Source organism: Pseudoalteromonas thalassia (assembly GCF_049257215.1).
GTDB lineage: Bacteria > Pseudomonadota > Gammaproteobacteria > Enterobacterales > Alteromonadaceae > Pseudoalteromonas > Pseudoalteromonas lipolytica_C.
Map to the genome: position 1 here is coordinate 105,378 of NZ_JBMMUE010000013.1, position 14,040 is coordinate 119,417.

12 protein-coding genes are annotated in these 14,040 nt (G+C 43.0%); 4 read left to right on the forward strand and 8 right to left on the reverse strand.

The annotated features are described in order from the left end of the window. Positions 1-10 precede the first annotated feature (10 nt). Together AAEU31_RS15350 and AAEU31_RS15355 are read right to left on the reverse strand one after the other, a co-directional pair. Positions 11-706: an L-ribulose-5-phosphate 4-epimerase gene (locus tag AAEU31_RS15350; protein ID WP_054552270.1), complete on the reverse strand. Its 696-nt coding sequence runs from the start codon at positions 704-706 to the stop codon at positions 11-13. After that, positions 703-2,355, reverse strand: a complete 1,653-nt coding sequence (locus AAEU31_RS15355; RefSeq protein WP_421967658.1) for a ribulokinase — start codon at positions 2,353-2,355, stop codon at positions 703-705. The genes AAEU31_RS15350 and AAEU31_RS15355 overlap by 4 nt, the downstream gene beginning before the upstream one ends. A 231-nt stretch (positions 2,356-2,586) precedes the next feature. On the opposite strand from AAEU31_RS15355, the gene tal reads away from it, so the two are divergent. After that, positions 2,587-3,540: a transaldolase gene (gene tal, locus AAEU31_RS15360; RefSeq protein WP_421967659.1), complete on the forward strand. Its 954-nt coding sequence runs from the start codon at positions 2,587-2,589 to the stop codon at positions 3,538-3,540. A 120-nt stretch (positions 3,541-3,660) separates the two neighbouring features. Here the strand turns inward: tal and tkt are convergent, their stop codons facing one another. The 3 genes from tkt to AAEU31_RS15375 form a co-directional block, all read right to left on the reverse strand. After that, positions 3,661-5,661, reverse strand: coding sequence for a transketolase (gene tkt, locus AAEU31_RS15365; protein WP_421967660.1), 2,001 nt, complete (start codon positions 5,659-5,661; stop codon positions 3,661-3,663). Positions 5,662-5,780: 119 nt separating this feature from the next. Then, a complete protein-coding gene (locus tag AAEU31_RS15370) occupies positions 5,781-6,926 on the reverse strand; it encodes an acetyltransferase domain-containing protein (RefSeq protein WP_421967661.1) in 1,146 nt (381 codons plus the stop codon). Continuing rightward, entirely contained in the window at positions 6,916-9,000 is a 2,085-nt protein-coding gene (locus AAEU31_RS15375; RefSeq protein WP_421967662.1) for a TonB-dependent siderophore receptor, read from the reverse strand. Before AAEU31_RS15375 ends, AAEU31_RS15370 begins: the two co-directional genes overlap by 11 nt. A 180-nt stretch (positions 9,001-9,180) precedes the next feature. Between AAEU31_RS15375 and AAEU31_RS15380 the strand changes: the two genes are divergently transcribed. Next, positions 9,181-9,645, forward strand: a complete 465-nt coding sequence (locus AAEU31_RS15380; RefSeq protein ID WP_421967663.1) for an energy transducer TonB family protein — start codon at positions 9,181-9,183, stop codon at positions 9,643-9,645. Between the two features lie 85 nt (positions 9,646-9,730). Further along, positions 9,731-9,976: a DUF3297 family protein gene (locus AAEU31_RS15385; RefSeq protein ID WP_171040424.1), complete on the forward strand. Its 246-nt coding sequence runs from the start codon at positions 9,731-9,733 to the stop codon at positions 9,974-9,976. A gap of 60 nt (positions 9,977-10,036) precedes the next feature. Here AAEU31_RS15385 and AAEU31_RS15390 read toward each other — a convergent pair whose 3' ends face one another. Genes AAEU31_RS15390 through AAEU31_RS15400 form a run of 3 tightly spaced genes read right to left on the reverse strand, consistent with a single transcriptional unit; the run spans position 10,037 to position 11,451 of the window. After that, a complete protein-coding gene (locus AAEU31_RS15390; RefSeq protein ID WP_063530310.1) occupies positions 10,037-10,438 on the reverse strand; it encodes a MerC domain-containing protein in 402 nt (133 codons plus the stop codon). A 45-nt stretch (positions 10,439-10,483) separates the two neighbouring features. Further along, positions 10,484-10,951, reverse strand: coding sequence for a Fur family transcriptional regulator (locus tag AAEU31_RS15395; RefSeq protein WP_421967664.1), 468 nt, complete (start codon positions 10,949-10,951; stop codon positions 10,484-10,486). Then, on the reverse strand, positions 10,948-11,451 hold the full coding sequence (locus tag AAEU31_RS15400; protein ID WP_421967665.1) for a ZrgA family zinc uptake protein: 504 nt from the start codon (positions 11,449-11,451) through the stop codon (positions 10,948-10,950). The genes AAEU31_RS15395 and AAEU31_RS15400 overlap by 4 nt, the downstream gene beginning before the upstream one ends. A gap of 137 nt (positions 11,452-11,588) precedes the next feature. Between AAEU31_RS15400 and AAEU31_RS15405 the strand changes: the two genes are divergently transcribed. Continuing rightward, positions 11,589-14,012, forward strand: coding sequence for a TonB-dependent receptor (locus AAEU31_RS15405; protein WP_421967666.1), 2,424 nt, complete (start codon positions 11,589-11,591; stop codon positions 14,010-14,012). Positions 14,013-14,040 lie beyond the last annotated feature (28 nt).

Genomic DNA, 14,040 nt, shown 5'->3' on the forward strand with positions numbered 1-14,040 from the left:
TAAATTCTTGCTATTTGCTCTGACCGTAATACGCGTTTTTACCGTGCTTACGTAGATAATGTTTATCCATCACTGCTTTTTTAAGTTCAGCTGCGTGTGGATCTAAAGTGCGTGTTAAATACGCCATGCGTGCAATCTCTTCGAGTAGCGCGGCATGGTATACAGACTGAGCGGCATCTTTACCCCACGTGAAAGGCGCATGACCCGCAACAATCACCATAGGTGCAGCTTTCGGATCGCGGTCTTGATACGCATCAGTAATTTGAATACCGGTTTCTAATTCATAATCGCCATTCACTTGCTCATCGGTTAACTCACGAGTACAGGTGATATCACCGTGTACATAGTCAGCGTGAGTTGTGCCAAGGCAAGGAATGCTTTGTTTTGCTTGCGCCCATGCAGTTGCATAGGTCGAATGCGTGTGTGTTACACCGCCAATTGCATCGAAGTGGCGATATAAATGAACATGCGTTTTAGTGTCAGAAGACGGACGCATAGAACCTTCAACAATGTTGTTTTCAAGGTCAACGATCACCATGTCGTCAGCTTTCATTTGGTCGTACGAAACACCACTTGGTTTAATCGCAATCACGCCTTTGTCGCGGTCGATTTGCGATACGTTACCAAAGGTATAAATTACTAAGCCACGACGTTGCAGCTCCATGTTCGCTTCATAAACTTCACGTTTTAGTTCTGTAAAACTCATGCTTTGTCTCCGTTTACATAGCTTGCAAGTGCTTGGTAGTTGGCATAAAGCTCGTCATACACAGCAACGCGATCAGGGTTTGGTAAATACTGATGACATACAGACGACGCCATCACTTTTTGAGCATCTGCCACTGTTGCGTGCTCACCCGCAGCAACCGCAGCCATAATTGCCGCACCCAATGCACAGCTTTGCTCACTTTCTAAAACGTCGATTGGGCAATTCCAAACATCAGCACAAGTTTGCATTACGTAGTCTGATTTTTTAGAGATACCGCCGATAACAACCACTGACTCGATTGGTACGCCTTCGCTACGGAAACGCTCAGTGATAGCACGTGCGCCAAAGGCTGTTGCTTCAACAAGCGCTTTGAAGAACTTAGGTGCATCAGTGCCCATTTTTAAGCCTGTTAATGCCATGGCAACGCTTTGGTCAGCATCTGGCGTACGACGACCATTTACCCAATCAAGCGCCGTTACATCGTTGCTTGTTACAGGCAGTGCTGCCGCCGCTTTTGATAGCTCAACTAAGATTGAGTCTTCTAGCTTGTTAACTAACGCTTGCTCAGCGTCAGATAGATTTGTAAGTTGGCGAGTTGGCCAAAGTACTAGGTTCTTGAACCATGCGTATAAGTCACCGAATGCTGATTGACCGGCTTCTAAGCCAATTAACCCAGGGATCACTGAGCCATCAACTTGACCACAAATACCTTTAACGCAAGTATCACCTAGTTGCTCTTTTGACGTTACTGTGATGTCACAGGTTGAAGTACCCATTACTTTAGTTAAAACGCCAGGGCGAACATTGGCAGCGACTGCCCCCATGTGACAGTCAAATGCACCGTAACCAACAACAATACCTTGTGGTAAACCTAGCTTCTCGGCCCACTCAGCAGTTAAGTTGCCAGCAACTTGGTCGCTTGGCTCTGTAGTTGCATTTAACGTATCAACAACACCATCTAATAGTGGATCGATATTGCTGAAGAAACTATTTGGTGGGAAACCGCCCCACTGCTCGTTCCACATTTGTTTGTGGCCCGTTGCACAACGACCTAGCTTTAATGCTTCAGGGTGTGTTGTGCCGCACATTAGCGCGGTCATCCAATCGCAGTGCTCAACCCATGAATATGTGGCTGCTTTAACACTGCTATCAACGCGGAAAATATGTAATGCTTTGGCCCAGTACCACTCAGACGAGTAGATACCGCCCATATGTGAAAGGTAGTTCACATCGTTGTTAGTGGCAGCTGCAGTGATTTCATTTGCTTCTTTAATAGACGTATGGTCTTTCCACAAAATGAACATCGCATTTGGGTTTTCTGCAAATTCTTCAGTTAATGCCAGTGGTGTACCTTGGCTATTAATTGCCACAGGTGTTGAGCCAGTCGTATCAAAGCTCATACCCACTACTTTGTCTGCAGTACCCGCTGGAACTTGTGACCAAAGACCATTAACTACTTCTACAAGGCTATCAATATAGTCTTGTGGATGCTGACGAAACTGATCTTTACTTGGGTCACAATATAAACCTTGAGCCCAGCGCGGGTAGTTTACTAAATGGCTGGCAAGTTCTTCACCAGTCGCAACATCAACGAGTAATGCTCTTACCGAGTCCGACCCGTAGTCTAATCCCAACGTATAACGAGACATAATTACCTTTCACTAATTGCTTACTAACATTGTTAGTCATTATCTTTATTTGTATGATAATATCAACAATACCAGATTGTAAAGGTATTATAAAAATATTATTAACAGGATTATTTGCTGCTGACGGGCGATTTATTGCGCAGTTTTTCTGGATGATTAGATTGTTTTTTCAGCACAAATAATAGGTTAAAGCCACTACATTAACTTTTGTATGATAAGAATGGGATAGCTATGTCTAGTCAATTAGAACAACTTAAAGCAGTGACAACCGTTGTTGCTGACACGGGTGATTTTGAAGCAATCAACGAATATAAACCGCAAGATGCAACAACGAACCCATCACTAATCTTAAACGCGATTCAAATTGAGAAATATCGCCCACTTGCTGCCGAAGCCGTATCATGGGCAAAAGCACAAAGCAGTGACGCAACTGAAGTTGTAACAAAAGCAGCTGATAAGCTAGCGGTATTAATTGGCTCTAAATTAATGGAGCAAGTGCCGGGTTTAGTTTCAACAGAAGTGGATGCGCGTTTATCATTTGATACTCAAGCAACCATTGATAAAGCACTTGAGCTTGTTGCTTTATATAAAGAGCAAGGCATCGACACATCGCGCGTGCTAATCAAAATTGCTTCAACATGGGAAGGTATTCAAGCGGCTAAAGTGCTTGAAGCACAAGGTATCCGTTGTAACCTAACGCTGGTATTTGCATTTGCTCAAGCACGTGCTTGTGCCGAGGTGGGTGCTTATCTAATTTCACCATTCGTTGGTCGTATTCTTGACTGGTACAAAGCACAAGATGCAAGCGCTGATTTCGACGGTGCTAACGATCCGGGCGTTAAGTCAGTCACGCATATCTATAACTACTTCAAAAAGCACGGCTACGACACGATTGTAATGGGCGCAAGCTTCCGTAACATCGGTGAAATCCAAGAATTAGCAGGTTGTGACCGTTTAACTATCAGCCCTAAGTTACTTGCTGAACTAGCTGCAACTGACGCACCTTTAACTCAAAAACTATTACCAGCAACTGAAAAAGCAGAAGCGCCAGCAGCCATGACTGAGCAAGCTTTCCGCTGGGAAATGAATGAAGATGCTATGGCAACTGAAAAGCTAAGCCAAGGTATTCGTCAGTTCGCAATTGACCAAGAGAAACTAGAGTCAATCTTAAGCGAACTAGTTTAAACCGATTGTTTAAGCAGCAAAAAGCCCGCAAACCAAGGTTTGCGGGCTTTTTTATTGCCTGCCTTTTAGTAAAAGCAGGCTTATCGTGTTGCGATTACGATAATTTTTTCGCCAGTCACATTATTCAGCAAGTAATGCGTTTGCTTTTGCAACTAGATTTGCCACGGTGAAACCAAAGTGCTCAAGCAATACTGCGCCAGGCGCTGACTCACCAAATGTATCCATACCTAATACATCACCGTCTTGGCCAACATACTTGAACCAGAAGTCACGGTGTGCAGCTTCAACAGCAATCTTTGGTGTACCAGCTGGTAACACGCTTTGACGGTATGCTTTGTCTTGGCTGTCAAACTGATTCGTTGATGGCATAGATACCACGCGAACTTGCTTGCCTTGTGCTGTTAATTCAGCAGCAGCATTCACAGCTAGCTCTACCTCAGAACCCGTTGCAATAAGGATAAGCTCTGCGGCTTGTTCGCTATCAACAAGTACATAACCCCCTTTTGCAATGTCAGCAACTTGCTGTGCATCACGTGCCATTGCTTTTGTACCCTGACGGCTGAAGATCAGTGAACTTGGACCGGTTTCTTTTAATAACGCTTGGCGCCAAGCTACCGCAGTTTCAGTTTCATCACACGGACGCCATGCAGTCATATTTGGTGTCATGCGAAGATTAGCGATTTGCTCGATTGGTTGGTGAGTTGGACCATCTTCACCTTGACCGATTGAGTCATGGGTATACACAAAAATGCTCTGCGCTTTCATTAATGCTGCCATACGTACTGCATTACGTGCGTATTCCATAAACATTAAGAAAGTTGCGCCAAATGGAATGAAGCCACCATGTAATGCAATACCATTCATGATTGCGCTCATACCAAACTCACGTACACCATAGAATACGTAGTTACCATCAGCAGCATCTTGTAAACCTTTTGCTTCTGGCCATAAGGTTAAGTTAGAACCGGCAAGGTCGGCAGAGCCACCCATTAGCTCAGGAAGCTGGTTAGCAAAGAAGGTGATCGCATTTTGTGATGCTTTACGTGTCGCAATGTTTTGCATGTCGGCTTGGCATTTAGCAATGTACTCATCAGCTAATTCAGCGAAGTTAGCTGGTAATACTTTTTCAAGAACACGGCGTGTATATTCTTTTGCAAGTTCAGGGTGTGCTTTGCTATAAGCTGCAAATTTTTGCTGCCATGCACCTTCAAGCTCTTGGCCTCTCGCTTGATTATTCCACTCGTTATAAACCTCTTGTGGAACTTCAAATGCAGGGTGCGGCCAGTTTAGCTGCTCACGTACTGCAACGATTTCATCGTGACCAAGTGGTGCGCCGTGACAGTCGTGGCTTCCTGATTTATTTGGCGAGCCAAAACCAATCACTGTTTTACAACAAATTAGTGTTGGTTGCGTAGTGTTGCTTTGTGCCGCTTCGATTGCACCCGCAATTGCATTCATATCGTGACCATCAACATCACGAATAACTTGCCAACCGTAAGCTTCAAAACGTGCAGGCGTATCGTCGGTGAACCAACCTTCTACTTCACCATCGATAGAGATGCCATTGTCATCCCAAAATGCGATTAGCTTGCCTAGGCCTAATGTACCTGCCAGCGAACATGCTTCGTGCGAGATACCTTCCATTAAACAGCCGTCACCCATAAAGCAGTAAGTGAAGTGATCAACAATATCAAACTTTGGCTTATTGAATTGCGCTGCTAAGGTTTTTTCAGCGATTGCCATACCAACTGCGTTAGCAATACCAGAACCTAATGGGCCCGTAGTTGTTTCAACACCCGGTGTGTAACCATATTCTGGGTGACCCGGTGTTTTAGAGTGAAGCTGACGGAATTGCTTAATATCTTCGATGCTTACGTCGTAACCGCTTAGGTGTAACAATGCATATTGCAGCATTGAACCGTGGCCATTTGATAACACAAAGCGGTCACGGTTAGACCAGTCTGGGTTTAATGGGTTATGGCGGTGAAAGTTTTGCCACAATACCGCTGCAATATCAGCCATACCCATAGGCGCACCAGGGTGGCCAGAGTTAGCTTGTTGAACGGCATCGACAGCAAGTATGCGAATAGCATTTGCAGATTGAGAACTAGGCAGAGTCATCTTATTAGCTTCCTGTTAATATTATAATATAATTAATATCGCAAAAACTCACCCAAATAGCAACTTAATAAACCGCCAGCCCCCGTATAAACGGGAGCTAGCAACCTATTATTTGTTAATTATAAATACTTTAACCAAGGCTTATTAGCCTTACGCTTGTATTCACTAAACTTCTTGGTTGGCCAATAAAGTCCTATTGCCAGCAATAAAGTAATAAACCAAATACTAGATATATCACTGACTCCTAAGTATTGCCCTTGATTTGCCCCCCAGATCAGCATGCCTATTTGATACATAAATAGCAGTACATAAAGGTGGAAAATATAAAAGAACATAGGCACAGAGCCATACACTCGCAGCGCATTAGTAAAGCGGTTAAGTGGTCTTTCAAATAACCATAAGCCAACAAACATGCCTGCTAACGTGATCAGCAAAAAGCTCAGTGACGGTGGGTACTTAGTCACGTTAAACACTGACATCATGGTTTCGGTTGTTGTGCTCAACGTTTGCCACGGCAAGGTTTCACCATAAATATTAAAACCACGCAGCAGCGTAAATAACCCCACACATAACAGCGCTAACAGCAGCAATGCTCGTTTACGCGAATCCGCCGCTTGAGTGTGTGCATATAAAGGGCCTGCACAGTAACCCAATAAAATTACGCCAATCCAAGGCAGCACTGGGTAGCTAATTTTTACGTCAATTAAACCACCTTGTGATAAATAGCCTCGGTCATGCAAAATCGTCCACAGCGAGTAGCCAAACTCATCGGGCGTAAAGCTGATTGGGGTCAGTAAATTATGGCCAAATACAATAACCAAACCAAGTACTAACAATAGATTGCGTGGCAGCTTAATCAGTAATGCTAACACCAGCATACATAGACCAATCGCCCACATCACTTGCAGCCATATTGTGTGGTAGTAACCCATCCATGAAAAGCAAATCAGGGTCACTTCAAGGGCGATTAAAAATAGCCCTCGCTTGATTAAAAAGCTTCGAGCCGAGCGCGCCACACCACTTGCTGGGTGACTATAAAGCCACGCCGACAAACCGGTTAAAAAGATAAAGGTTGGCGCACAAAAGTGCGCAGCAAAGCGGCTCCAAAAAAGCCCCGCCGAAGTGGTATCAACCACCATGGGATCGGCCACCTGCATGTGCAAGAAAAATCGCTCTCGCACGTGATCAAGTAGCATCAGCAGAATAACGACACCACGCATGATGTCGATACTGTGAATACGGCTTTTAGCTTGCTCAGAAGTCATAGCTTATACCTAATTTGAATTGTGTTGGCGCACCAGGGTAAGCCCACAATGCATTGTATGAACTGGCGATATACTGCTCATCAAACACGTTATCAACATTCAGTGACACCTTTGTACGTTCAGTCGCTCGCCATTTAGCAAATAAACCAACGGTTTGATAGCTAGGTAATCGGAAGGTTAAATCAGCTGGGTCGCCTAAGCGGTCAGACACATATTGATAATGACCGCCAATCTTTATGTCTTGTGCAAATACACTTAGGTCATGGTTTAAGCCAATCGAAAGATTATTCTTCGGTACGTTCACAAGCGGGCTGCCTTTAGGTATTGGCACTAACCAATCGACATTTAGGCTGTCTGTGGCAGTTTCGGCATCAACATAAGCATAGGATAGGGTGTACTCAGTGTTATCACCCAATGACCCTGTTAAATCTAACTCAAAACCTGTGCTATTTGCTTTACCAACAGGTGCTGAATAACCGACATTTACTGGGTCTGCCACCAGCATGTTGCTCTTACTTGCATCAAAATAAGCAAGCGTACCGCTAATGTTGGCATAGCTAAATTTAACACCCACTTCAAACGAGTCACTTTCTTCAAAACCAAATGGCTTACCTTCGGCATCGGTGCCACTTAGTGGTAAAAAGCCTTCTGAATAGCTTGAGTAAAAGTTAATGTCGTCATTAAGTGCGTAAACCACCCCAAAACGTGGACTAATGCGACTTTCTTTGCTGTTTGATGCAACAGCAGACTTAGTCTCAAAGATGTCTTGCTCAATTTTATCAAAGCGCAGACCTAGCATCATTTTTAGGTTATCGGTTAAATCTAGTTGGTCTTGCAGATAAATACCGTACGCATTTTGCTGTTCGTTATTTTCGTACTGCATGCCTACTTCAGGGCCTTCTGTGGTACTGTACTCAGGCTCGTAGATATCAATGGTGTAAGTGCCATAACCGCCACGGTAGCGATAAAGCCCAGTACGCAGTTCATAATCGTAACCATCAACACCAAACAGTACATGATTGGTGATACCAGCAATATCAAAGTGACCGCTCAATTCAAAACGCAGTGATAAATCATCAGACTCATAATCACGGTATCTGTGTTGGCGAGTTAAGGTTCTGCCATCATCAAATAATGACTGTCGCGATGGTGAAAGCTCAGCATCTGACGAAAAACCCGTTAATGTTGCAGAACGGTAACTGGCACCTAATAACAAACTCCAATCTTGGTTTAGATCGTTGCTGTAATTTAATTGATGACCGCGTGAGTGCACCTTAGTTGGCGCATCATTTGGATTACCTAAAAAGCGCGATTCAGGCACGGTATCAAAATCACCATTTAGCACCACAATACCGCGGTCATACATTTGCTGTTGGTCAACGTATTCAAACTCATAGGTTAGTGATGAGTTATCGTTAATTTGATAATAAAGCGAAGGAGTAATGACGAATTTGTCATGGTGAACATAGTCTCTAAAACTGTCGCTATCTTGCCATGCACCATTGATTCTAAATGCTAAATCATCGCTTAGACCATTAGTGTAATCACCTTGAATACGCTTGTGATCATCGCTACCTAACTCGGCTTGAAGTTGTCCTTGCTGATAAAACTGTGGCTTTTTAGTAATAATGTTTACTGTGCCACCCGGCTCCGAGCGACCATAAAGAGCTGAGCCCGGCCCTTTTAATACTTCGATGTATTCAATATTTGATACATCACGCGGGCCTGCAAAACCGCGACCACCACTAAAGCCATTAACTAAATATCCAGACGGCATATTTTCGTTACCCGACAAACCACGTATTGAGTAGCTATCCCACAGCGCCCCGCCATTATTTTTACGGCTGATACTGGCAGAAAAATCCAGTGCGTCACGAAACTTAGTGATTCCATTATCGGTGAGCATGTCTTTACTTAATGTGGTGATCGACTGTGGTAAATCTTTTGCTGGAATATCACCACGGAACGCTTGTTTATGTTCGATGGTGATCGTTTCTATATCGCTGTTATCAGCTGCATATGTATTCGCTGCAAACGCCGCAGCTAAGGCTAAACTAAGTGTTGAGTATTTCATAAGGCTTAATTGTAGAAATTGATCAATATGTTTTGTTATATGATAACATAAACAAACATATTGATATAGTATAACAAATCATTTTATTCCGAAATTTTTACCTATCTTTTTTTGTTTACATAATGCAAGTTCACCTCTAGTATCAAAAATGAATAAAAAACAATCAAGTTAGGGAAAACTATGTATAAAATTATTTTTTCATTCTCACTTATCTGTTTATCAGCAAGTACCCTTGCAAACCCAGACTTATCTCGTAAATTTCCATTTGTAGATATTCAAGCGCAAGTTCTCGATACCACTACGAATACGCCTAGTTGGCAAAGACTCCCACCAATGACTCATGTACAGTACCCAACGGGACTGCTAAATCGACAAGGCAGTGGCTGTGCAATTGTCAACTTTCAGGTAACACCAGAAGGCAACGTAAAAAACCTTAATATCGAAAACTCAGCACCTAAGCGTTTTAGTAAAGAAGTAAGAAAAGCTGCAAGACAAATAGTGAGAGACTGGCATTGGCCTGAGCGCACCGATGAACAGGTGATTGAGTTAACCATGCGTTTTGACTACTGCTTAACACACGACTTCGATAAAAAGAGTGAAGCCGTAGCCATGTGTGTTGAACATTCAGAACAAGCCTGCGAGTAAACAATAAATTTGCCATTTAGATACTTGAGCCAATGCCAGGTATTGCCTACAATGGCGCACAATTTATTCAATGCAGATCGCAACTATGACTGATACACAAAAACCAGAATTACCAAACCAACTTTCTATCAACCCACGTAGTAAATTTTATGTGGAAGAAGTTTTCGAGCATGAAATTGGTGTAAAACTTAACGGCAAAGAGCGTTTTGACGTTGAAGAATACAATATCAGCGAAGGCTGGATCAAAATCGCTTCTCCAAAAGCGCTAGATCGCCGCGGCCAACCTTTACTATTAAAAGTAAAAGGAACTGTAGAAGTATTCTACAAGTAATTTAGTTTTGCTGAATTAGCTTGTTGGCCAATTCAATGGTTGGCCAACAAGTTTATACCTTTACGAGCTTAGGCACTCAGCCCCTCGTTTTTTCCCACACAAGCGAAAGTTAAACCAATGGCCGGTGACGACAAAGAGCGAACCCAATAAAGTAAGTACTTTTTCGCCAACCTCACCAATAACATTTTCACCAAGCAGCACCGCTGCAGACAACAACACCAGCCCTGCACCACCTAGCATCAATAATCGATAACGTTTATGTTTTTTACACCCTAAAAATAGTGCTAATAAGCTGCTTGGCAGTACCGCAACTAACATCCAAAAATGAAATTGCTCGTTACCTAAACCCAGTGCTGCAGCACTTGGTAATAAAACCAATAACACAGGCACAGCTAAACAGTGAATAGCACACATAGCTGATAACCCGATGGCAAACTTGTCCATTATTTCTTGTAATTTCACTGAATAACTCCTACAAAATTGAACACATGAATTATAAAAAGTGCATCAAGCAATTTTTGCTTGGCACTCATTGCATACTCCCAGCATTTCAAATTGCTTTATTTGTGAGGTAAAACCTGCATCATCAAAATGAGGGAAAAGCTTTGCAACGTCACTCTGTGAAACCGCTAAAGTCTCAACTTTTTGGCAGTGACGGCAAATCAAAAACAAAGAAGTCTCACGCTTAAAAACCTCACTGTCGGTACCGTAAGCGATATATTTGTTAGCACTATTAAGCCTGCGAACAAGGTTTACCGACTCCAAAAAGCTCAAGATTCGATAAACAGACATAACAGATACACTTGAACTTGTGCGCAGCTTGTAGCAACTGGCCAATTCGTAGGCCGATAACGGCACGTCCGTGGTTGGTAATATTTGCAGTATTTGCTTGCGCTGAATGGTGAACTTTCTGCCATGCTCAAGGCAAACCTGCTTCGCTTTATTAAGTGTGCTGGTTAATCGCTGTTTATTCATAGCGGCCACTCAATATAAGGTTTTGTTGCTGTCAGCTCTGCTATCCCTTGCGCTTGCTCTGTGATCCACTGCGCTTCGATAACAGATATCGCTTTAGCCCATGCAAATAAAGTAACTGTGACTTTAGAGACGGGCTTATCACAGTTAAACGAGTATTCAACTTCTAAGTCTTGATGTGCATGATGTGTATGATGCTCAAATGGGTTTTCAAAATTTGCTTGAGTAAGCTTACATTCGCCGTTAAATGTTATTAACTGCTGTGAATTTGCTAATTGGGCTAACGTTTGTTTAATGGTTTGCTTTTGCTCAGCTGTCTCGGGCTGATGCTCAAAGCCAAAAATATCTCCAGCCGGTAAAATGAACTTAACCTGCCACTTGTCTTGATCATGAACCACAAAAAGCACTCCCTCACCATGTGAATGATGATGGTGTTGATGCCCTTGAGCTGAAAAAATACATCCAACCATAAAGCATATCACTGCTAATTTTGCTGCTTTCATAACCCCAATCACTCCATTTACCTCACTTTAAACATACTGTTAAAAAAAGAATAAAACTCATTCGTCGATTCACACTTGATACATTATAACAATTAAAGCATAGTTGATACATTATAACATATCCACAATGGTGAATAATGAATAACATCTCAAGAGTGGCTGTCGTCATAGCAGCGTTATTACCAGCCAGTGTTTTGGCACAATCGATCAAAGGCGTTGTTTTAAATAACCAAGGTAAAGCGGTGGCTAATGCCACAGTTGACCTTGAAGGATCTGATCAAAAAGTAACAACTAACGACAAAGGTGAGTTTGAAATCAGCGGCTTAAATAACGGCTTAAAAGAGCTACATATTTCAGCGCCAGGTTATGCTCACTTACATCGAGATATCACACTTGCCAATGACCAAGACCACAGCGCAACCTTTAATCTAAAACGCTCACCGATTGAAGTGATTGATGTTGAAGCAACGCCGATTCATATGTCGGCAATGGAATCTGCCTCACCTGTTAGTGTGTTATCCGGCGAACAATTAAGACGCCAACAAGCATCAACGCTTGGCGATAGCCTCGAAAAGCTGCCGGGCGTTAACACAAACTTTCATGCCAAGGTTGCCAGTACACCTGTGATCCGTGGTTTGAGCGGCCCACGTGTTTTAATTACGCAAAATGGCTTAGATGTAAGTGATGTGTCACGTGTTGGTCCTGACCACTCAGTGGCATCGGAAGCATCAACAGCGCAGCAAATTGAAGTATTACGTGGCCCAGCAACTCTATTTTATGGCAGCGGTGCAATTGGTGGTGTCGTCAACGTAGTTGATAGCCGAGTACCAACAGATAGCACAACACGTGGTGAATGGAATCTAGAACATAACTCTGTAGATGAGCAAAAAGTTGCTTCGTTTAATGCCACCACAGGGACAGAGTCATTTGCCTTTTATGCTGATGCATTCTGGCGTGAATCAGACGATTACGAAGTACCTGTTGCCGCCGATATTGACGACACAGAGCACAACTCAAAGTACGTAGTAGAAAACAGTAATGAAGACTCAGATGGCTTTACTGTTGGCACTAGCTACTTATTTGAGCAAGGTTACCTTGGTGTTGCGGTTGAGCAATTTAACCGCCAATACGGTATTCCTGGACATACTCATGGTGAAGAGGAAGAGCATGAAGGACATGACCATGAAGAGGAGCACAGCGAAGAAGAAGCCGTTTTTGCTGATCTTGAACAAACCAAAGTCCAGCTACTTGGTGAATACAATATCGACAGTGAATGGCTAAGCAAAATTAACTTACGTGCAGGCCACACAGACTACGAACACGCTGAAATCGAGCACGGTGCTGTAGGCACAACTTTCAAAAATGAAACCAATGAGCTGCGCGTTGACATTCTGCATAGCCAATTTGATGAGTGGAATGGTGGCGTTAGCTTTCATTACAAAAAAAGTGATGTAGAAGCACAAGGTTCTGAAGCATTCACCCCTCCTTCTGTTACTGAAAGTATTGCTTTTGCAATTATGGAAGAAAAGCACTTTGGCGATTTTTTAGTGCAATTAGGTAGTCGTGTTGAGCGAGTTACTATTGATGCTAATAATGTGCTGTTACCTGAAATCGACGCCCATACACATGATGAAGACGGTGATGAGCACGACCATGATCATGACCACGAAGAATCAAACTACACACGCGTATTTGATGTTGCCCAAGAGTTTACACCGGTCAGTTTATCAACAGGTGTAGTATGGGATTTTACACCGGGTTATAACCTAGGTTTATCGGTATCGCGTTCTGAGCGTGCTCCGTCTGCTTCTGAGCTGTTATCTTTTGGCCCACACATTGGTACTGCAACTTATGAAGTTGGTGCGCTATTTGATACTCATGATGGTCATTTTGAGCTATCAGAGGATGCTATCGACTTAGAAACGGCAAATAATATCGATCTTACATTCCGTAAAACAGAGGGTGATATTGGCTTTATCTTCAATGCGTTTTACAACCAAGTAGATAACTATTATTACCAGATCAACACAGGCCTATACGCAGAAAGTGGCCATGACCACGACCATGGCGATGAACATAATCACGAAGATGAGCATGATCATTCATCTGAACTACCTGTTTATTTATTTAAAACAGACGACGTGGTTTTACATGGTTTTGAAGCGCAAGTTGCTTGGCAGTTAACCGACGAATTTAAAGTCGACTTATTCTCAGATTATGTTCGTGCTCGCCTAAAAGAAGGCGGAGATTTACCACGTACTCCACCACTGCGTTTTGGTACTGAGTTTAGCTATCAAACCGAAAACCTAACAGCAAATATTCACGTTACACGCTACCAAGAGCAAGACCGCATAGCGCAACAAGAAACCACAACAGACGGCTATACCCTTGTTGATGCCAGTATTTCTTATGACTTATCGGTATTGAACCAAGACGTCTCACTTTACCTAAAAGGCACTAACTTAACGGACACAGAAGCCCGCGTTCATAGCTCATTTTTGAAAGATATAGCACTACGTCCAGGGCGTAGTTTTGCGCTCGGTATTCGCGGCTACTTCTAAAACAAAATTACAAATAAAGGAAACCTAC